Source organism: Streptomyces sp. NPDC050564 (assembly GCF_044457265.1).
Taxonomy (GTDB): domain Bacteria; phylum Actinomycetota; class Actinomycetes; order Streptomycetales; family Streptomycetaceae; genus Streptomyces.
Genome location: NZ_JBITGS010000080.1, coordinates 1 through 17,544, shown reverse-complemented (window position 1 = coordinate 17,544; position 17,544 = coordinate 1). Strand labels below are relative to the sequence as shown.

Sequence of the window (17,544 nt, the reverse complement as noted above, 5' to 3'; positions counted from 1 at the left end):
TCCTGCCACCAGGCGGCGAACCGCGGGTCGGTGTGCTTGACGGCGTTGAACTCCCTGCGCAGCGCGGGCAGCGACCTCGCCCGCCACGGCGTCAGGTCCGCCTCGGGAATGCCGTACGACGCCTCGCAGGCCGCGATCGCCGGCCCAGACGGTGCGGTGCAGGCCAACCGGAATCCGCCCCACAGGGCCGGGACAGTGCTTGCGGGCGATCGGCGATCCACGTCCATGCCGCCCACCCGCCGTATCACCAGCCGGTGAGGCCAGGCGTTTCCACGCCCACCCGGGGGCACGTCATCCGCCCGCGGCGTCCTCAGCCTCCCAGCGCAGCAGGTCACCCGGCTGGCACGTGAGCACCTCACAGAGCGCGGCGAGGGTCGCAAAGCGCACCGCCTTGGCGCGGCCGTTCTTGAGTACCGCCAGGTTGGCGGGCGTGATCCCTACACGGTCCGCGAGGTCACCCACGGACATCTTCCGCCTGGCCAGCATCACGTCGATGTCGACGACGATCGGCATCAGATCACCTCGTCCAACTCGGCCTGCATCCGCGCCGCCTCGACGTCACGCGCCACGGCCTGGGCGAGCAGCATCCGCAGCACGAGCACGATGAGCGCGACCCCCAAAATCGCCAGGCCAATCCCGCCCATGATGACGGTGACGCCGGGGTCGGCTCGCTGGCCCGGCGCATTGAGGGCCGTGACCGCGAACCACAGAAGGGCAGCCGCCACGATCGCCCCGATCACCGCGTCCACATACCGGAAGGCGGCGTGGGAGAACACGGTTCCGTGTCGCACCATCGTCACCAGCCGCCCTACGCAGACCAGGGCGACCTGGGCCGACACCATGCCCAGGATCGTGACCACGCGCAGCGGGGTCAGCGGGAGCGACCCGTCCTCCGGGTCGGTGGCCAACGCCCACACCATCAATGCCTGTACGAACACGGTGCCGGCGAGCACCACCACGAGCACGACGCACAGCGCACGCACTGCCAGCTTTCCCACGGCCCATCCCTCCATCGAGTAACGACGGAAATCTATCGACTCTCGATAGGTTAAACAAGAGCTGGGACGGAGGATGGGCGGCGCTTTCACACCATGTCGGGACGCCACCCCCTCCCATGGCAGGGCGTTCACGCAAACCGTCCTGACCTTGCCGAAACCGGCCTCGCCTGAGCACACATCGCACGCCACCCCACTACACCGAAGCCCCACCCGCCCCCGGCCCCCGCACCCCTCCCCCAGCGCCCGGCGCACTCTCGCGCCACGGACACCCCTACTACCCACCCCATCCGCCCGATCACCCACCCCCAGCACACCGCCCGCCCCAGGGAACCTCCCGCGCAGCATCGAATCCAAGCCGCTCACGCACGGCATTCCACCCCAGCACTCCCACCACCACCCCGGGAACCAACGACCGGAGCACCGGCCGCCGGGGCACCACCCGGAGCACCGGCGGCCCACGAGCCCCTCGGCGAGAAGCTGCTTCGCGGCGGCCAGCACGCACTCGCGGGGCACCACGACCACGGTCTCGTCGTAGCCGACGGACGTACCCAGCTCTTTGAGCCGGGACAGCAGCGCGGTGCCCTCGTCGAGGCTGAGCCCCAGGAGGGCGAGCTTCCCGATGACGAGGAAGTCGCCATCCTCTCGCTACAGGACGTCGGGGCAGTTGCTGTACCCGGTCGAACCACGCTCGGCAGGCGTCGATCCGAAACGGCGCATGGGACTCCTTGGTGACAGGATCGAGCCATGGGCACCGAGACCAACTGGGTGTACCGGGTGGACGAGCCGCACGGCTCGCAGGGTTGGCGCCCCTACGGCAGCGACCCCGAACGGTGGCGGGGCACGATCACCGCCGACGATTCGAGCGAGGGCCCCCAGTACGCCCTCTCCCTCGTCATCACCGCGCTGATGGCCGAGTGGAAGGCGGCCGGCCTTCACCGGGCGAAGTCCGTGCGGATCTTCCTATGGCACGACGAGGAGGGCGACGACGAGGACGCCGACGCCATCGTGGAGATGCGTCCGAGCATCCACCCTGAGTTACCGGCGAGCGACCGGATCCGCGCACAGATGGGATACCGGCCCGGGAGCGCGGGATGGATGGATCAAGGGATCCGGAGGTCAGCCTCCTGCGACGCTGCGTGAGCGCGCGGAATTCCGGAATTTGGGGGGGAGGCGGGCGGGAAATTTTTGCGGAGGCCGGCCATACGCCGTCTCCGATGGACCCGTGATCGCGACCCGCGTACGCCCTGCAGCGCCCCCGCCCGTACGGTGCTGCACCCTCGCACCTCATACACCGCCACCCCGCACCGGCAGCCACGCCCCGCCAACGCGGCCGCCGCGGCTTGCCAAGCCCCTTAGACGATGTCCTACGTGGTGATCGCTCGTTGGGCTGTGTATGGGGCGGGGTACGTGGAGTTGGATTGTTCCTGACGGCTTGTGGGAGATCGCTCGGCCGTTGATTCCGGAGGACCGGGTACGGCCACAGGGTGGCGGAACTGCGAATACGCCTGACGAGACGCTGTTCGCAGCGATCATCTACGTGCTAGTCAGCGGCTGCGCCTGGCGGGCCCTGCCTCCGTGCTTTGGGATATCGAAGTCCACCGCGCACCGTCGGTTCATGATCTGGTCGAGAGCCGGCGTGTGGGGCCGTCTGCACGAGGCGGTCCTGCACCAGTTGGACGACGCCGGCCTGATCGACGTCTCCCGCGTCGTCCTCGACTCCGCGCATGTGCGCGCTAAAAAGGGGGCGAACACACAGCTCCGAGCCCCGTGGACCGGGGCAAGCCGGGTTCCAAGATGCACGTCCTGTCGGACGCGAACGGACTGCCCCTACTCGTCGGCGTCTCCGCTGCCAACGTCCACGACAGCGAAGGCCTGAAGCCCATGATCGAGGGTCACCAAACGAGACACGACCCCCACAACGGCCGCTACTTCAAGCCGCAGCGCCTGCACGCGGATAAGGCTACGACAGGCCCGACCTGCGCAGATGGTTACGTGGCAAGCGCATCGGGGTCCGCATCGCCCGCAAAGGCATCGAGTCCAGCCAACGATTAGGGCGTCGAAGGTGGGTGATCGAGCGGACCATGTCCTGGCTGTCCGGCTACCGCCGACTCAGTCCTCGATATGAGCGCCATCCCCGCAACTACCTGGCTTTCCTCGGACTCGCCGCCGCCATCTGCTGCTACAAGCGCTTCATCCGCCTCACCACGTAGGACATCGTCTTAGTGCCGCATCATGCAACGTTCGCCCTGTGGTCGGCCGACGGTGTCAGCTCGTGCTGAGTGGCGCGGCTTACTCGTCGAGCTGGTGGTCGGCCCAGACGTAGCTTTCGGGCAGCAAGTCGGTGATGAGGACCGTTCGGACGCGGTCATCTTCGCCGACGATGACCTTGAGGGCGGGAAAGTAGTCGAGAAGGACCTGACGGCACCGGCCGCACGGGGGAACAACCCCCCGGTCGCGGTCGCCCACGGCGACGATCGTGTCCAGTTCGTAGGCGCCCTGGGCGGCTGCTGCGCCGATGAGGACCAGCTCGGCGCAGGGGCCTCCCGTGAAGTGGTAGGCGTTCACCGCGGTGACGATCCGGCCGTCGCTGGCGCGGGCTGCGGCTGCCATGGTGTGGTTATCGCCTCGGCAGCGAGTGCGAGCGATGTGCGCTGCGGCCTGGATGAGTTCGTGGTCGATGTCGTGGGTCTGCGTGGTCATCTTCTCTGCCTCCGTCGGGTGTCAGGCGACGTTGACCCGCGTGACGATGGTGTGCAAGCGAATATCGGCGGTGTGCTTGTTCCGCCAGATGATGTAGCGGCGGATCATGCTGCGTGGTCGCTGCCGTCCAGCGTGAAGTAGCGCAGGGCGGTGTACTGGGCCTCGATCGGCGTTCGCCACCCGCCACAGGACTCCGGGTCGGGGCGCCTGCCGGTGCGTGTCCGACGCCGACCGAGACCGTGCCCGTCTTCACGTAGTACGCCGCCCGGGCCGGCCCGGCCGACAACCCCGACGCCATCGAGGACCTGACCGATGCCTTCGAAGCAGGCGGCCTGATGGCCGGCCCCGTGTGAGGAAGCCGTCGACGGGATTCGGCATCGGTCTCACCACCGTCCACCGAGCGCTTGTGATGGCTCTTGGACGATGTCAGGGCCAGGTGGCGATCGATGGACGGGAGGCGCTGGGACGCTCGCGGGGCGGACGCAAGATACATCTGCCGTCCGACGACCGGCCCGCCAGCTCGCCGACAGCCCCCGGGCAGCCGGCAGCCTGCGGATCCAGCGGCCTGGCGCGGCCCCGGCCGACCGCGCCGCCGTCCGGATCGCGTCCGCGTCGCGACCGCCGCACTTGTCTGCGGCGACGGGGGATCAAGGCGACCATTGGCCAGCCCCCATGACCAGCGGGCCAACCGCAGGCGGAAGGGCCGGGCCGGAGGACGTCCACCGGTCCTCGACAAGGCCCGGTACCGCCGCCGCGGTACCGTCGAGCGATGCGTCAGCAAGCGGGAGCAGTACCGCGCTGTCGCCACGCGGTGGCTGATGTCGGCCATTCCAAGGACCCGCGGACAAGGTTGCCTGTCATGGAGTCGTTGAGAAGGTGTTTTCGGCCCAGTCGGCGAACGACGTCCAGCGCAGCTCGGGATGGGCGGCGTGCAGCGCCTGCAGGTCGACGCGGTAGCCAGGGCCACGCAGGAACGCCCACATCGCTCGCATGTCGTCATTGCCGATCTCGTTGAGCTGCACTTCGTTGTGGCGAACGGTCCCACCGAGTGCCGTGCTCAACGCGGCCGCCATGTCATCGGGCGTGGGGGCGTCGCCGGCGAGCTCGATGCGCTGTCCGGCAAACGCGTCGGGCGCGGCGAAGACGGCGGCGGTGAACTCGCCCAGATCGGGGCGTGCCAGTTGCTGCAGCGGACGGTCCGGTGGCAGCGGCAGATCGAGCACCCCCTGGCGGATCCGGTCCTCGCCGCCGAGGGCGTTGTCGAAGAAGTAGGTGGGCCCCAGGATCGTGTAGGGCACCTCGCCTGCGGCCAGTTCCCGCTCGATGACAGCTTTGGTCTCGAAGTGCGGCACGCCGGTGTCCTGGTCGGCACCTGCCACGGAACTGAAGACCAGATGTGGCACATGAGCATGATGGGCGGCGGCGAGAATGGTCCGGCCCTGTGCGATCTCGGCGGCCGGTCCTGACTCGAAGGGCGTGGTCATCGCGAACACACCGGCTACGCCCCGCATGGCTGAGGCCAGGGACTCGCGGTCCATGAGATCTCCGCCCACAACCTCGACGTTGCGGGCGGCCAGGCCCCGGGCCGAAGCGGATTGAGGGTTGCGGACCAGGCCACGGACGGCGGCACCGCGGGACAGCAACGCGCTGACGACGGCGCCGCCCTGTCCCCCGGTCGCCCCGAGAACCAGTACCGACTGGTCGACATTCATGATGAAAGCTCCTTCCGGCCGGCCCCGAAGGGCCTCGCCGCTGGTGAGACCGGCCCGCTGGATCACTCCTTGTGTTGCGGGCGCACGGCTGCTCGTGGAGCATGCAAGCGTCCTGGTCCGGTGGCCGGTGAGGCGCGCCGGGCTGCCTGCAGAGTTGCCTGATTCTTCGGCCGAGGGCAGCGTGGTCGGTATCGGCCGGTTGTGCTGGGAGGAGTGTGCTGTGACCGTGATCTCCAACGGGGCGTCGCGGACGATGTGGCCGCGTCTGCGCGTCGCCGACTGGACCGAGACCCGGGACACACTGCACATGTGGACCCAGATCGTCGGCAAGATCCGGCTGGCCCACGCGCCCCTGGTCAATCACTGGTGGCAGGTCACCTTGTATGTCAGCCCGCGCGGCCTCACCACCTCGGCGATCCCCTACCGCTCAGGGGTCTTCGACATCGAGTTCGACTTCCTCGACCACCAGCTGCGTATCCGCAGCAGCGACGGCGCCAACCGCAGCGTGGCCCTGGAGCCGAAGCCGGTGGCCGACTTCTACCGCGAGACGATGCAGGCCCTGAGTGAGCTGGGAATCGACACAAAGATCCAGGCGTCTCCCAACGAGGTGGACCCGGCGATCCCCTTCGATGAAGACCACCGGCACACTTCCTACGACCCGAGGGCCGTGCAGCTCTTCTGGCGGCAGTTGCTGCAGGCCAACCGGGTGCTGGGGGAGTTCCGCTCGTACTTCGCCGGCAAGGTGAGCCCGGTGCACTTCTTCTGGGGCGCCATGGACCTGGCCTGCACAAGGTTCTCAGGACGGGCCGCGCCGCCGCATCCGGGCGGCGCCCCGAACTGCGGTGACTGGGTGATGGTGGAGGGCTACTCCCGCGAGTTGAGCAGCTGTGGTTTCTGGCCCGGCGGCGGTGAAGAGGGAGCCTTCTACTCGTACGCCTATCCCGAGCCGGGTGGCTTCGCCGATCACCCGGTCACCCCGGCCGACGCGTTCTACAACCCTGACTTCGGCCAGTTCCTTCTGCCGTACGAGGCGGTGCGTACTGCGCCAGACCCGGACAGGGCACTGGCTGATTTCCTGCACACGACCTACGAGGCTGCCGCGGAACACGGCGGCTGGGACCGGGCGGCCCTGGAAGCGGACCCGAACCGGTGGCGGCAGCACGGGTAGAGGGGCGAGCGCGGCCCGGCGAGCTACCCGGGCGTTCATCTAACGAGGGCGGGCCACGCCCGGTGTACCGCCGTTGTCGAGATGCAGCGAGCATTCACGACTCGTCGTCAATGTCAAGATCTACACGTTTGGTAGGCGTTCAAGCCGGCCGTGACGGTGCATGCGGGCGGCGTGTGGCACTGGGGTCGGGGCGCGATCGTTTGCCGGCGGAGTGTTCCGCGGCGTCGCATAATGCCGAGCTCCGTTGACCCGTACGCGTGGAAGCGGCTACCGAGCTTGGGGTACGCCGGCGTCGGGAGTGGTCGCGAAGGTCTGCAGGTGGTCGACGGCTGCCTGCAGTGCATCTTTGAGTGGAGCGATGTCCCGCGCGACCTGGGCGAGGAGTGTGCCGCCCTGGAAGGCGGCGAGGAGCAGATTGGCCAGCTGTGTGGGATCTGCGTCAGCACTGATGCGGCCGAGTTGCTGCATGCGCTCGATTCCGTCCCGGAAGATGTCCCTCCACCGGTCGAACGCAGCCGCGAGCTCGTCGTGGACGTCGAGGTCCGTCTTGATGATCTCGCTCGCCAGGGAGCCGAGGCTGCAGCCTTCCTGGTAGGCGCGCTCGTAGCCGGCGTAGAAATCCGCCCACGCCCGAAACGCGTCGAGGTTGTCGAAGCAGGCGAATCGCTCGCCGCGGTGGAACGTCAGGACGCGCTCGGCCTGCCAGGCGATCACGGCCAGGACGAGGCTCTCCTTGGTCGGGAAGTAGTGGTTGAGCTGCGAGCCGCTGACGCCGGCAGCGCGGCGGAGCTGCTCGTTGTTCGTGGCGTGGACGCCCTTGGTGTAGATGAGCTCAGCGGCCTGCTCCAGGATGCGGGCACGCGTCGCCTGCCCCTTGGACGTGAGCTTGTGAGGTGCCGGAGCTGCCGTAGTGGTGGTCATGCTTCACGGTACCCCAGATTGGGCTTGACAGCCCAGAGTCGAGTGGTGTTGACTTCTGCAGAGTGGGCCGGATAGCCCAAAAAAACTGCCGCCAGAATCCGCAGTCACAACGGGGACTGGACCTCTGAAGCAGTAAGAACCGACCTGGGCTCGACGCTGACCTCTCACACACTCACCGGAGGCTGATTCGCCATGTCACGACTGAACGTTCCCTCTCCTGACGACGTCCCCGACGGGGCGGAGAGCATCCTCGGCAACGTCGGCGCACAGTTCGGTTTCGTCCCGAACATGTTCGCGACCCTCGCGTCGAACCCGACCGTCCTCGACGTCGTCATGACACTGCAGGGCGCCTTGAGCCGGGTTCTGGACGCGAAGACGCGGCACACCATCGCGCTGGCCGTGTCGCAAGCCAACGGTTGCGATTACTGCCTGGCGATGCACACGTACGTATCGTCCGAACTCGGTGGCATGTCGAGCGATGACATCGACCTGGCCCGGGCCGGGAGTTCGACCGATCCCAGGCGCGCCGCGGTCGCTCGTTTCGCTCAGCAGGTGGTGGAGAGCCGCGGTCGGGTGAGCGACGCCGACCTGGCGGCTGTGCGAGGCGCCGGGTACACCGACCCGCAGATTCTGGCGATCGTCACGGTGGCGGTGCAGGTCCTGCTGACCAACTTCATCAACAACGTCAACCAGACCGACATCGACATCCCCGCCGTCAGCTCGGCCGGTACGCCCGGCTGATCGTCTGCACCCCCGTCGAGGCCGCGCACACAGCTGGTAAACCCCTCACGGACTCAACGATCATTCAGGAAAGGTTCGATATGCCGGGCTCCGAACTCTATGAGAAGTTCATGGCGCTGCACACCCGCGACGGTGGCCTCGTCATGCCGAACGCCTGGGACGGCCTCTCGGCGCTGATGCTGGCCGATGCCGGCTTCGAGGCGATCGCGACATCGTCGGCGGCACTCGCCGCCACACTCGGCCGGTCCGACGGACGTCACGAAGTCACCCGCGACGAGCACCTCGAGCATGCACAACTGCTCGGCCGACTCACCGGGCTGCCCGTCAACGGAGACTTCGAGGACGGCTACGGCGACACGCCCGAAGACGTCGCGGCGACCGTCGAAGCCGCCGTCCAGTCCGGCCTGGCCGGTATCGGGATCGAAGACACCTCGGGCAATCCCGATCAACCCATCCGCGACTTCGACGAGGCAGTCAACCGCATACGCAGCGCCGTCGACGCGGCCAGGGGACGCATCGTCGTCACCGGCCGCACCGACAACTTCATCCAGGGGCGGCCCGATCTCGACGACACCATCCGGCGGCTGACGGCCTTCGCCGAGGCCGGCGCGGATGTGCTCTACGCCCCGTACCCACCCGACCTCGACGCACTCGACGCGATCGTCACCGCCGTCGCGCCGACACCGGTCAACGCCCTCATCTCGCCGGCGGACAAGGTGCTGACCGTCGCTGAACTACAGAAGGCCGGGGTCAAACGCATCAGCATGGGTCCAGCGCTCTACACCCACGCAATGGAGGCACTCGAACAGGCCACCAAGGCTCTCGTCACGGGCGACCTCACCGCCGCGACGACAGGCATCAGCTTCGAGCGCATCAGCGAACTGCTTGCCCACGGCAAGAACTAGCCCAAACCCTACGAACCACCGCTCCTCACCTACTGATTACAAGAAGAAGGCAGATCGACATGAACCTCGACAAGCTCATGAACAAGCACCTCACCAGGTATTTCGACCCCAGCAAGACCATCCCGGAAGAAACCCTTCAACAACTGTTGACGTTTCTTCGGTCCACGCCGACATCGGTGAACATACAGCCCAACCACTTCTACGTCCTCGCCACGCCCGAAGGCAAAGAGCGGCTCGCCAACAACCTGGGCGAACGATTCCAGGACAACGGCGAGAAGATCCTGAACGCGTCGCACACCATCATCCTCACCACCCGGGCAGATGTGCCTGACAGCCACCTCGAGGCAGTGTTCACGAAGGAGAGGGCCGACGGCCGGTTCCCTGACCCGTCGAAGCAGGAGCTGTGGGAATCAATGACCCGAGACTTCCTCAACCTGCGCAACTACGGCTACAAGGACCTGAACCACTGGATGGAGAAGCAGACCTACATGGCGGTGGGCCTGACCATGATGGCGGCCGCTGAACTCGGCGTCGACGCCACGCCGCTCGAAGGGTTCGACCCGACCAGTGTCGACAAGGCGTTCAAGATCCGCGAAACCGGACACACCACGACAGTGCTGCTGGCCCTCGGCTACCCCGACCCCGCGAAGGTGTACACCACGCCGATCTCGCGCTTCGACGCCGACCAGCTGTTCACCTTCATCTAAACACCCAACCGGAAACCAAAACCCACCACACATAGAGCTCGTAAACGATCTTGTTGAGGTTGCCGGCGTGTGGGCGCCGCCGTTCGTGGCGGCCATGCGGGAGGCGCCACCTTGGGCCTTGGCCGGGCGGTCAGGGTACTCGGATCGATAGAGGAGTTGATCACCTTGCACGGACAGGAGCTGCAGAGGTTCGCGGGCGACTGCACTGTGGGACTGCCCGGCGTCGACCTGGAGCATCGTTTCAGCCCCGACTGGAAGGTCTACAAGGTGCGCGGCAAGGTCTTCATGCTCATGACCGACATGCCGGGGCGCCCCGTCGTGATCCTGAAAGCTGATCCGGACGACGCCGCAGCCCTACGTGAGCAGTACGCGGACATTACCCCCGGTTATCACATGAACAAGAGGCACTGGATCACGGCGGAAGGCGGGGGCACCATCGACGAGAGGCTAGTGAAGGAGCTCGTGATCGACTCCTACCGTCTCGTGGTCGGCGGGCTTCCCAAGTCCGAGCAGCCCGTGGATCCGCGCACCTACGGCCGCCGCGCCTGACCTTCGTCATGCGCATCAGCGGCGAGAAGCTCCAGGACAGAGCGCGCGACACGGCACTGGCGATCGGCCACCGACCGGCGCAAGTACCCGAACCGCCACGCACACCAGGCCCATGACCTGCGAATTCACGATGCACGCGGCTCATTGGCCTGCAGCCTCATCTGCTGGAGGCGGCTGGAGAAGCACCGCTCATGATCGTGTTATGAGCTCATACGAGGAAGGGAACAATCCCGATGAAAGCCATTGTGGTTACCGACCAGGCCGCGGGAACGGCCGGGATGACGCTGACGGAGCGGCCTGAGCCGCCCGCAGCGATCAACGACGTCATCGTTCAGATTCATGCATCGGGTTTCGTCCCGACTGAGATGGAGTGGCCGTCGACCTGGACCGATCGGGCCGGCCGTGACAGGACTCCGTCGATCCCCGGCCACGAGCTGGCCGGAGTGGTCACCGCCGTCGGCTACGGCACGACGGGGCTGTCGGTCGGGCAGCGGGTGTTCGGCCTCGCCGACTGGCACCGCGACGGCACCCTTGCGCAGTACGTGGCGATCGAAGCACGCAACCTCGCGCCGCTGCCCGGCGACGTCGACTTCACGGTAGGCGCGTCCCTGCCCATCTCAGGTCTGACCGCGTGGCAGGGTCTGTTCCAGCACGGCCGCCTTCAGGCTGGCCAGACCGTTCTCGCCCATGGCGCAGCCGGGGCAGTCGGGACGATGGTGACCCAGCTCGCACGTGAGGCCGGGGCTTACGTCATCGGCACCGGACGCGCCGCCGACCGTGAGAAGGTACTCGACTTCGGCGCGCATGAGTTCGTCGACCTCGAGAACGACGCACTGAAAGGCGTCGGGGGTGTCGATCTGGTCTTCGATGTCATCGGTGGTGACGTTCAGAGGCGGTCCGCTGCCCTGATCAAGGCCGGAGGAACGCTGGTGTCCGTCGTCGGCCCGGTCGAGGCGCGGCCCGCTGACGGCCTGGCGGTGGACTTCGTTGTCGAGGCCGATCGTGCCGAACTGGGTGAGATCGTGCAGCGGGTGCGGGACGGACGGCTGCGGACAAACATCGGTGACGTCGCGAGCTTCGATGATGCCATTGGTGCCCTTAACCCGACCACGCGACGCAGCGGGAAGACAGTCATCCGCGTACGCCCGTAGGGAGTGGATGGCCACTGTCCGACTGGCGTGCGCCGGCACCGGCGGAGAGCTTCTGCCAGGCCCGCTATGCGGGTTACCTCCGTAGAAGTGCTAGTTCGTGTTGGTGTTGGTGTTCGTGTTGGTGTTGTTGATGATGACGACGACACCCCCGCGGCCGTTCCTGCCGTTCTTCCCGTTCTTCCCGTTCTTGCCGTGCCTGTCGTGCTGGTCGTGCTGGTCGTGGTGGCCCTGGGCGTGGGCCATCGTGCTGACACCGGCGGGGGCGTGTGCCGGGGTCGCGGCGAAGGCGCCGGTGGCGGGCAGCAGCGCACCTCCAGCTGCCAGCGCGGTCGAGGCGGTAAGCATCGCGATACGGCGGGTGCAGGACGTGCGGGCCATGAGAATTCCTCCGGTGGGAAAAGCCGAGAAGAAAAAAGGGGGGATTACCGAACGGGCCCTGCCACATTCCGCGGGCCTTCCGGCCGGGACTCATGTCCCGTAAAACGCTCCGCAGGGCTGTTCCCAGCGGGGCGGGCGGGCCACCTGATCTGCGTGAACCCATGCCTCAATTAAGCCCCGGCCACCCCACCGCGTCATGCCGCTGAATGTCGGGGCTTGACAAACCACGCCCGTATGAGAAAGTCCCGCCCGCCACACACCCGGCGAGGCCCCCTCCCCCCACATGACCGGCCGCCACACTGTCCCGCACGAACCGCCGACCGCACTGCCCACACCTGGATGCGTCCACAGCTCACAGTGAGGAGGCGGAAACCATGACCTCCACCGACCGTTCAGCACCCCCAACTCGGCCCGCTGCCGGCCTTCTCCGCTAGGTGACCACCATGACCGGATTGGCATCGATCATCACCGTGGCCGTCCTGGCCCTGGCCGGCCACGCCCCTGCGGCCGCCGCCGTCGGAGTCATCGGCGGCGGGATGAGCGCCGCTGGAGGCATTCAGGTGACAATCCACGTCCGGCGTTGAGGCGTTGAGGTCCTGACGCGGGGCCGCGGCCACTCCCCTGCAGCCCCGCGTCAGGACGGACGTTTGCTCAAGATGCGTCGCAACGAGGTGCGGACTTCAGTACGGAGGTATCACATGGCCGCGATCTGGGTTGGCATCGACGCAGACAAGACCCACCATCACTGCGTCGCGATCGACGAGAGCGGCTGTCGGTTGCTGTCGCGACGCGTCGCCAACGACGAGCCCGAACTGCTCGAACTCCTCACCGACGTACTGGCTTTGGGCGACGTGGTGACCTGGGGCATCGACCTGGCCGACGGCGGAGCCGCCCTGGCCATCACGATCTCTGGCCGAGCCATCCACCGCGCTTCCGAGAGCTACCACGGCGAGGGCAAGCGCCGCACCCAGGCCGTCCTAGAACGCCGACAACCTTGCCGAGGATCTGCGCCTGCCGCCGGGGATCGGCTCGTAGGACGGGTTTCTTGCCCTATCGCGTTGAGTCTGGCGTGGGTTCGCTCGCATGTCTGGGCGCGATTCTTCCGTTGGCTGCATCGTCGGTCTGGTGCGGGGCGAAGACATGCATTTCCGACACCATGGGGGCTGGGGACGCCATCAGCGAGGCAGGGTGACGAGCCCCATCTCATAGGCGGTGATGACGAGCTGGACCCGGTCCCGGGCGCCCAGTTTGGTGAGCAGCCGTGACACGTGCGACTTGGCGGTGGCTACCGTGATGAAGAGGTCCTCGGCGATCTCGGTGTTCGACCGGCCGCGTCCGACCAGGGTCAGCACTTCCCGTTCCCGCTCGGTGATGCCCTCGACCGGCCGTGGGGAGGGCTCCGGGACAGCCGCGGGCCGCTCGATGAAGTCCGCGATCAGACGGCGTGTCACACCCGGCGCGATCAGTGCGTCGCCGGCGGCGACCACGCGGATCGCCGCGAGGATGTCGTCCAGTGCCATGTCCTTGACCACGAAGCCGCTTGCGCCGGCCCGGAGTGCGCCGTAGACGTGGTCGTCCTCGTCGAAGGTGGTCAGGACGAGGACGCGCGTGGTTGCCGGACCGGTCGTGATCAGGCGGGTGGCCTCGATCCCGTCCATGCCGGGCATCCTGATGTCCATGACCACGACGTCGGGGCTGGCATCCCTGACCAGTTGGACGGCCTCAGCGCCGGTGGCGGCTTCACCGACGACCTCCAGGTCGGGGTGATCGGCCATGATCACACGTAGACCGGACCGAACCAGCGGCTGGTCGTCGGCGAGCACCACACGGACGGTCATCGGGCCTCCACCGGAACTCCGATGGGTGCGGGCAGCGGCAGCCGGGCCGCCACCCGGAAGCCGCCCTCAGGGCGCGGTCCGATGCTGAGGTGGCCGCCCAGCAGACCGACTCGCTCCCGCATCCCGATGAGGCCGAAGCCGTGGGCCGAACCGTTCTCGGTGGCGCCGCGCCCGTCGTCGACGACCTCCACGGACAGTTCCTCGTTTCCGTAGTCGATGGCCACCCGGCAACGCCCGGTGCCCGCGTGCCGGACCACGTTGGTCAGCGCCTCCTGCACGATGCGATAGGCGGACAGGTCGATGTCGGCCGGCACGGGACGCTGCTCCCCGCTGCGGCGTACGTCGACGCGTACCCCCGCGCCTGCGGTCGCTGCCGCCAGCCGTTCGATGTCCGCCAGCCCCGGCGTGGGTGCGAGCGGTGACTGCTCCGAGGCGGTCGCGCCCCGGTCGGCCTGACGGAGCGACACCAGCGTGCGCCGAAGGCCCGACAGGGTCTCTCTGCTGGTGGCCTCAATGGCGCGCAGAGCCTCGCGCGCCTCCGCCGGCTGGGTCTGAATGACCCGGCTGCCCACACCGGCCTGGATCGCGATGATGCCGATACTGTGCGCGACCATGTCGTGCAACTCCCGTGCGATCCGCAGCCGTTCGGCGGTCACCGCCTCGGCCACCTCCTGTGCCCGCAGCGCCACCGCGTGCTCGCGGCGCTCGCGACTCAGCAGACCGGCCATGCAGGATGCGGCCAACGCCAGGAGGGCGATCACCCCGTTGACGGCCAGGCCGTCCCCGTGCGCGAAGCCGCCGATCACCAGGAGTTGCACGGTGAAAGACACGGCCACGGCAACAGTCGAAGCGCGTCGTGTGCAGGTGGCGACGATGAAGCCCAGCACGAGGTCCACCGCCAGATACGACAGGAACTGGCCCTGGTACGACGCTGCCAGGCTCTCATGGGCGGAACTCGGAGGGCCCACGACCACAGCAGTGGATCCGCAAAGTGCCATGGCCAGAGCCAGCAGCGGCATCCGTCGCACCACACCGACGAGCAGGCTCACAGCCAGCAGCGCCCCGACACCGTGGACCGTGCCCGACGCCCGCGGTGCGGCCCCCACCAGCAGACCCACCACGAGGAGGTAGGAGGCACCCCCCGCCCAGGCAACGGCCTTCGTTCTCGTCATCGGCGGTGTGCCCTCCGGGGAACAAGGCAGCGGTGCGCGACGCGCGCAGGCAACGGAATGGTCGTCATGGGGTTCACGCCGCGAGACTAACCGGGCCACCAGCAGCGCGGCATCAGCCCGGAGACGTACGCCCACGGTTCAATCCGGCCGCACCGATTGCCGCCCACGGCCCCATGCCCGGACGGGGCTCCTCTCGGCAGTGTGGGTGCCGTGATCGAAGTCAGCGAACTCACCAAGCGCTACGGCAGCAAGACGGCCGTCGACCATCTGTCCTTCACCGTCCGACCGGGCCAGGTCACCGGATTCCTCGGCCCCAACGGAGCCGGCAAGTCCACCACCTTGCGGATGATCCTCGGCCTGGACGCGCCCACCACCGGCGCCGCCACCGTCAGCGGCGTCCCCTTCCACCGCCACCCGCGCGGACTGCGGCACGTCGGCGCCCTCCTGGAAGCCGGACAGGTCCACGGCGGCCGTAGCGCCGCGGCCCACCTGTCCGCTCTGGCCCGCAGCAACGGCATCCCGCGGCGCCGGGCGGGCGAGGTGCTTCAGGAGGTGGGGCTGGCTGAGGTGGCGAACCGCCGCATCGGCGGATTCTCCCTCGGCATGAAGCAGCGGCTGGGCATCGCCACCGCCTTGCTCGGCGACCCTCCTGTGCTCGTGTTCGACGAGCCGATCAACGGCATGGACCCGGAGGGCGTGCTCTGGGTACGCCGGCTCTTCCGGCGCCTGGCCGCCGAGGGACGCACGGTCTTCCTCTCCAGCCACCTGATGTCGGAGATGGAGAACACCGCCGACCAGTTGGTCGTCATCGGACGGGGCCGCCTCATCGCCGCCGAGTCGGTACAAAACTTCGCGGCCCGTAGCACCCGTAGCAGCGTCGTGGTGGGGACACCGCGGGCCGCCGAGCTGGCAGCCGTGCTGACGGCGGCGGGCGCCTCGGTCGAGCCGGCGGGGTCCGCGGGCGCCGAGAAACTCGCCGTGACCGGGCTCCCGGCCGACCGGATCGGAGCGCTCGCCTTCGAGAACGGCATCCGGCTGGGTGAACTGACCACCCGTACCGCCTCGCTGGAGGCGGCGTTCATGGAACTCACCGCCGACAGCATCGAATACCAGGCAGGACAGCCCCGATGACCACGCTTACCTGCGCCCCCCGGACCACCCCCGTCACCGCGCCGCCCGCCCGCTTCCGCGACCTGCTCGCCTCCGAGTGGATCAAGATACGGTCCCTGCGGTCCACACCGTGGACGATCGCACTCACCCTCCTGTTCGTCATCGGGTCCACCGCCGTGGCCACGCTGACGGACAAGGCCGCGCCCTCCGATCCCGCTGATTTCCGGCCCTACGACGCCTATCCGCCGGCCGGATACTGGACGCTGATCCTCGTCGCCAGCAGCCTGGGCGCCCTCACCGTCGTGAGCGAGTACAGCAGCGGGCTGATCCGCACCACCACCGTGGCCGTCCCGGCCCGCGGCTCGGTCCTGCTGGCCAAGGCGGCCGTCACCGGCGCACTGTGGACCGCGGTCGGCACGGCCGCCTCCACCGGTTCCTTCCTGGTCTCCCAGGCCATCCTGGACGGGCACCATGTCGGCGTTCCCATCACCCACCCCGGGGTGTTCCGGGCGCTGGTGGCATCCGCGTTGCTGGCTCCGGTCTGCGCCCTGGTCGGTCTTGGCCTCGGCGTTCTGCTCCGGCATGCCGCCCCGACCATGGTCACCAGCGTCTTCACCCTGGTGATGTTGCCCCCCATGTTCTCGGAGAGCAGCCGCTGGTCGGCGGACATCAAACACGCGCTGGTGTCGGCCGCCTGGAACCGCCTGATCCAGACCTGGGGGCCGGAACCCGGATCCCTGGGCTACACCGCCACGGTCCCCGGCTCCTGGATCGTGTACACGCTCTGGCCGCTGATCACGGTCACACTCGCCGTTCTCGTCGTGAGGCGCCGCGACGTGTGATCGTGCCTACCCGCGGACTCCTCGGCGTCACCGTCCTCGCCGCGGACATGGACGAGACCTGGCGACTGTGGGAGACCGTCAACGCCAGGTGGGACGAGATCGAGACCTTCACCGAAACCCAGGTCACCAACGCCCGCACCGAGGCCGCGAACACCTCGATCAAGCACATCAAGCGCACCGGCCGCGGCTACCGCACCCCCGACCACTACCAGGCCCGTACCCTGCTCCGCAGCGCCCGCCGAACCCGGCGGCGTTCACCCGTGAACCAGCAGGCCACCACGTTCAACTGCGGATGGCCCATATGGCTCGTAGTTCGCGATGCAAACATTCCGGTTATCCACAGGGGCGCAGCGGTGCCCGTACTCGGGTGGGAGCTGGCTGGCGTGGTGCGCCGGCTACCGCTTTCCGACGGTGTAGGTCAGGTGGGTCACCCGGGATGATGTGTCCGTGCGGGTCTGGTCGAGGGCGAGGCGGGCCGGGTCCACGCGGTCGAACAGGCGGATGCCGGTGCCGAACAGCACGGGCGCGAGGGTGATCGAGAACTCGTCGATCAGGCAGCTGTCCAGGTACTCCTGGATCGTCTCGGCGCCTCCGGCGATGCGGACGTCGCGGTCGCCGGCGGCCTCGCGGGCCTGGTCCAGTGCGCTGGAGA

The 17,544-nt window shown here is 67.9% G+C and carries 21 protein-coding genes and 3 pseudogenes; 13 read left to right on the top strand and 11 right to left on the bottom strand.

All coding sequences use genetic code 11. The annotated features are described in order from the left end of the window. From ACIBK0_RS50355 to ACIBK0_RS50345, 3 genes are all read right to left on the bottom strand, one after another. The coding region (locus ACIBK0_RS50355; RefSeq protein ID WP_399096777.1) for a hypothetical protein at positions 1–227 on the bottom strand (227 nt) is incomplete at its 3' end. 64 nt (positions 228–291) lie between these two features. After that, on the bottom strand, positions 292–513 hold the full coding sequence (locus ACIBK0_RS50350) for a helix-turn-helix domain-containing protein (protein WP_399096774.1): 222 nt from the start codon (positions 511–513) through the stop codon (positions 292–294). Next, on the bottom strand, positions 513–998 hold the full coding sequence (locus ACIBK0_RS50345; protein WP_399096771.1) for a DUF2975 domain-containing protein: 486 nt from the start codon (positions 996–998) through the stop codon (positions 513–515). Before ACIBK0_RS50345 ends, ACIBK0_RS50350 begins: the two co-directional genes overlap by 1 nt. A 744-nt stretch (positions 999–1,742) precedes the next feature. Here ACIBK0_RS50345 and ACIBK0_RS50340 point away from each other — a divergent pair. Then, complete coding sequence (locus ACIBK0_RS50340) at positions 1,743–2,138, top strand: hypothetical protein (protein ID WP_399096768.1); 396 nt, start codon at positions 1,743–1,745, stop codon at positions 2,136–2,138. A gap of 253 nt (positions 2,139–2,391) precedes the next feature. Then, a pseudogene (locus ACIBK0_RS50335) lies at positions 2,392–3,208 on the top strand (IS5 family transposase). A gap of 79 nt (positions 3,209–3,287) precedes the next feature. Here the strand turns inward: ACIBK0_RS50335 and ACIBK0_RS50330 are convergent. From ACIBK0_RS50330 to ACIBK0_RS50320, 3 genes and pseudogenes are all read right to left on the bottom strand, one after another. Continuing rightward, positions 3,288–3,698 carry a cytidine deaminase family protein gene (locus ACIBK0_RS50330; protein ID WP_399096765.1) on the bottom strand — a complete coding sequence of 137 codons (411 nt, stop codon included), beginning with the start codon at positions 3,696–3,698 and terminating at the stop codon, positions 3,288–3,290. Between the two features lie 21 nt (positions 3,699–3,719). After that, positions 3,720–3,877, bottom strand: a pseudogene (locus ACIBK0_RS50325) (transposase); the annotation flags it as partial. A 678-nt stretch (positions 3,878–4,555) separates the two neighbouring features. Then, positions 4,556–5,410 carry an NmrA/HSCARG family protein gene (locus ACIBK0_RS50320; RefSeq protein ID WP_399096762.1) on the bottom strand — a complete coding sequence of 285 codons (855 nt, stop codon included), beginning with the start codon at positions 5,408–5,410 and terminating at the stop codon, positions 4,556–4,558. A 253-nt stretch (positions 5,411–5,663) separates the two neighbouring features. On the opposite strand from ACIBK0_RS50320, the gene ACIBK0_RS50315 reads away from it, so the two are divergent. Continuing rightward, complete coding sequence (locus tag ACIBK0_RS50315; RefSeq protein WP_399096780.1) at positions 5,664–6,578, top strand: DUF5996 family protein; 915 nt, start codon at positions 5,664–5,666, stop codon at positions 6,576–6,578. Positions 6,579–6,845: 267 nt separating this feature from the next. Here ACIBK0_RS50315 and ACIBK0_RS50310 read toward each other — a convergent pair whose 3' ends face one another. Next, positions 6,846–7,499 carry a TetR/AcrR family transcriptional regulator gene (locus tag ACIBK0_RS50310; protein ID WP_399096759.1) on the bottom strand — a complete coding sequence of 218 codons (654 nt, stop codon included), beginning with the start codon at positions 7,497–7,499 and terminating at the stop codon, positions 6,846–6,848. Positions 7,500–7,691: 192 nt separating this feature from the next. On the opposite strand from ACIBK0_RS50310, the gene ACIBK0_RS50305 reads away from it, so the two are divergent. From ACIBK0_RS50305 to ACIBK0_RS50285, 5 genes are all read left to right on the top strand, one after another. Further along, positions 7,692–8,240, top strand: coding sequence for a carboxymuconolactone decarboxylase family protein (locus ACIBK0_RS50305; protein WP_399096756.1), 549 nt, complete (start codon positions 7,692–7,694; stop codon positions 8,238–8,240). Between the two features lie 80 nt (positions 8,241–8,320). Next, the gene (locus ACIBK0_RS50300) at positions 8,321–9,145 is read left to right on the top strand and encodes an isocitrate lyase/phosphoenolpyruvate mutase family protein (RefSeq protein ID WP_399096754.1); all 825 of its coding nucleotides are present in this window, start codon (positions 8,321–8,323) and stop codon (positions 9,143–9,145) included. 59 nt (positions 9,146–9,204) lie between these two features. Then, a complete protein-coding gene (locus ACIBK0_RS50295) occupies positions 9,205–9,852 on the top strand; it encodes a nitroreductase family protein (RefSeq protein WP_399096751.1) in 648 nt (215 codons plus the stop codon). Between the two features lie 165 nt (positions 9,853–10,017). Continuing rightward, positions 10,018–10,401, top strand: a complete 384-nt coding sequence (locus ACIBK0_RS50290; protein WP_399096748.1) for an MmcQ/YjbR family DNA-binding protein — start codon at positions 10,018–10,020, stop codon at positions 10,399–10,401. Positions 10,402–10,634: 233 nt separating this feature from the next. Beyond that, positions 10,635–11,552 (top strand): NADP-dependent oxidoreductase, encoded by a 918-nt coding sequence (locus ACIBK0_RS50285; RefSeq protein WP_399096745.1) that lies wholly within the window; start codon positions 10,635–10,637, stop codon positions 11,550–11,552. 90 nt (positions 11,553–11,642) lie between these two features. Here ACIBK0_RS50285 and ACIBK0_RS50280 read toward each other — a convergent pair whose 3' ends face one another. Then, the gene (locus ACIBK0_RS50280; protein WP_399096742.1) at positions 11,643–11,930 is read right to left on the bottom strand and encodes a hypothetical protein; all 288 of its coding nucleotides are present in this window, start codon (positions 11,928–11,930) and stop codon (positions 11,643–11,645) included. Positions 11,931–12,373: 443 nt separating this feature from the next. Here ACIBK0_RS50280 and ACIBK0_RS50275 point away from each other — a divergent pair, with 443 nt between their 5' ends. Beyond that, the gene (locus ACIBK0_RS50275; protein WP_399096739.1) at positions 12,374–12,514 is read left to right on the top strand and encodes a hypothetical protein; all 141 of its coding nucleotides are present in this window, start codon (positions 12,374–12,376) and stop codon (positions 12,512–12,514) included. A 114-nt stretch (positions 12,515–12,628) separates the two neighbouring features. Next, positions 12,629–12,889: pseudogene (locus ACIBK0_RS50270) on the top strand (transposase); the annotation flags it as partial. A 216-nt stretch (positions 12,890–13,105) separates the two neighbouring features. Here the strand turns inward: ACIBK0_RS50270 and ACIBK0_RS50265 are convergent. Together ACIBK0_RS50265 and ACIBK0_RS50260 are read right to left on the bottom strand one after the other, a co-directional pair. Next, on the bottom strand, positions 13,106–13,768 hold the full coding sequence (locus ACIBK0_RS50265; RefSeq protein WP_399096736.1) for a response regulator: 663 nt from the start codon (positions 13,766–13,768) through the stop codon (positions 13,106–13,108). Beyond that, the gene (locus ACIBK0_RS50260; RefSeq protein ID WP_399096733.1) at positions 13,765–14,940 is read right to left on the bottom strand and encodes a sensor histidine kinase; all 1,176 of its coding nucleotides are present in this window, start codon (positions 14,938–14,940) and stop codon (positions 13,765–13,767) included. The genes ACIBK0_RS50265 and ACIBK0_RS50260 overlap by 4 nt, the downstream gene beginning before the upstream one ends. Positions 14,941–15,150: 210 nt before the next feature. On the opposite strand from ACIBK0_RS50260, the gene ACIBK0_RS50255 reads away from it, so the two are divergent. The 3 genes from ACIBK0_RS50255 to ACIBK0_RS50245 are packed head-to-tail and all read left to right on the top strand — an operon-like array spanning position 15,151 to position 17,332. Next, positions 15,151–16,071, top strand: coding sequence for an ABC transporter ATP-binding protein (locus ACIBK0_RS50255; RefSeq protein WP_399096730.1), 921 nt, complete (start codon positions 15,151–15,153; stop codon positions 16,069–16,071). Next, positions 16,068–16,892 carry an ABC transporter permease gene (locus ACIBK0_RS50250; RefSeq protein WP_399096727.1) on the top strand — a complete coding sequence of 275 codons (825 nt, stop codon included), beginning with the start codon at positions 16,068–16,070 and terminating at the stop codon, positions 16,890–16,892. The genes ACIBK0_RS50255 and ACIBK0_RS50250 overlap by 4 nt, the downstream gene beginning before the upstream one ends. Before the next feature lie 2 nt (positions 16,893–16,894). Next, complete coding sequence (locus tag ACIBK0_RS50245; RefSeq protein ID WP_399096724.1) at positions 16,895–17,332, top strand: transposase; 438 nt, start codon at positions 16,895–16,897, stop codon at positions 17,330–17,332. Here ACIBK0_RS50245 and ACIBK0_RS50240 read toward each other — a convergent pair. Beyond that, the coding region (locus ACIBK0_RS50240; protein ID WP_399096721.1) for a dihydrofolate reductase family protein at positions 17,288–17,544 on the bottom strand (257 nt) is incomplete at its 5' end. The two genes, ACIBK0_RS50245 and ACIBK0_RS50240, sit on opposite strands and share 45 nt — an antisense overlap.

Coding starts and splice junctions, on each gene's coding strand:
- ACIBK0_RS50285 (WP_399096745.1), top strand. CDS start 10,635: ATGAAAGCCATTGTGGTTACCGACCAGGCCGCGGGAACGGCCGGGATG.
- ACIBK0_RS50315 (WP_399096780.1), top strand. CDS start 5,664: ATGTGGCCGCGTCTGCGCGTCGCCGACTGGACCGAGACCCGGGACACA.
- ACIBK0_RS50265 (WP_399096736.1), bottom strand. CDS start 13,768: ATGACCGTCCGTGTGGTGCTCGCCGACGACCAGCCGCTGGTTCGGTCC.
- ACIBK0_RS50310 (WP_399096759.1), bottom strand. CDS start 7,499: ATGACCACCACTACGGCAGCTCCGGCACCTCACAAGCTCACGTCCAAG.
- ACIBK0_RS50280 (WP_399096742.1), bottom strand. CDS start 11,930: ATGGCCCGCACGTCCTGCACCCGCCGTATCGCGATGCTTACCGCCTCG.
- ACIBK0_RS50295 (WP_399096751.1), top strand. CDS start 9,205: ATGAACCTCGACAAGCTCATGAACAAGCACCTCACCAGGTATTTCGAC.
- ACIBK0_RS50350 (WP_399096774.1), bottom strand. CDS start 513: ATGCCGATCGTCGTCGACATCGACGTGATGCTGGCCAGGCGGAAGATG.
- ACIBK0_RS50340 (WP_399096768.1), top strand. CDS start 1,743: ATGGGCACCGAGACCAACTGGGTGTACCGGGTGGACGAGCCGCACGGC.
- ACIBK0_RS50300 (WP_399096754.1), top strand. CDS start 8,321: ATGCCGGGCTCCGAACTCTATGAGAAGTTCATGGCGCTGCACACCCGC.
- ACIBK0_RS50320 (WP_399096762.1), bottom strand. CDS start 5,410: ATGAATGTCGACCAGTCGGTACTGGTTCTCGGGGCGACCGGGGGACAG.
- ACIBK0_RS50250 (WP_399096727.1), top strand. CDS start 16,068: ATGACCACGCTTACCTGCGCCCCCCGGACCACCCCCGTCACCGCGCCG.
- ACIBK0_RS50275 (WP_399096739.1), top strand. CDS start 12,374: ATGACCGGATTGGCATCGATCATCACCGTGGCCGTCCTGGCCCTGGCC.
- ACIBK0_RS50305 (WP_399096756.1), top strand. CDS start 7,692: ATGTCACGACTGAACGTTCCCTCTCCTGACGACGTCCCCGACGGGGCG.
- ACIBK0_RS50260 (WP_399096733.1), bottom strand. CDS start 14,940: ATGACGAGAACGAAGGCCGTTGCCTGGGCGGGGGGTGCCTCCTACCTC.
- ACIBK0_RS50330 (WP_399096765.1), bottom strand. CDS start 3,698: ATGACCACGCAGACCCACGACATCGACCACGAACTCATCCAGGCCGCA.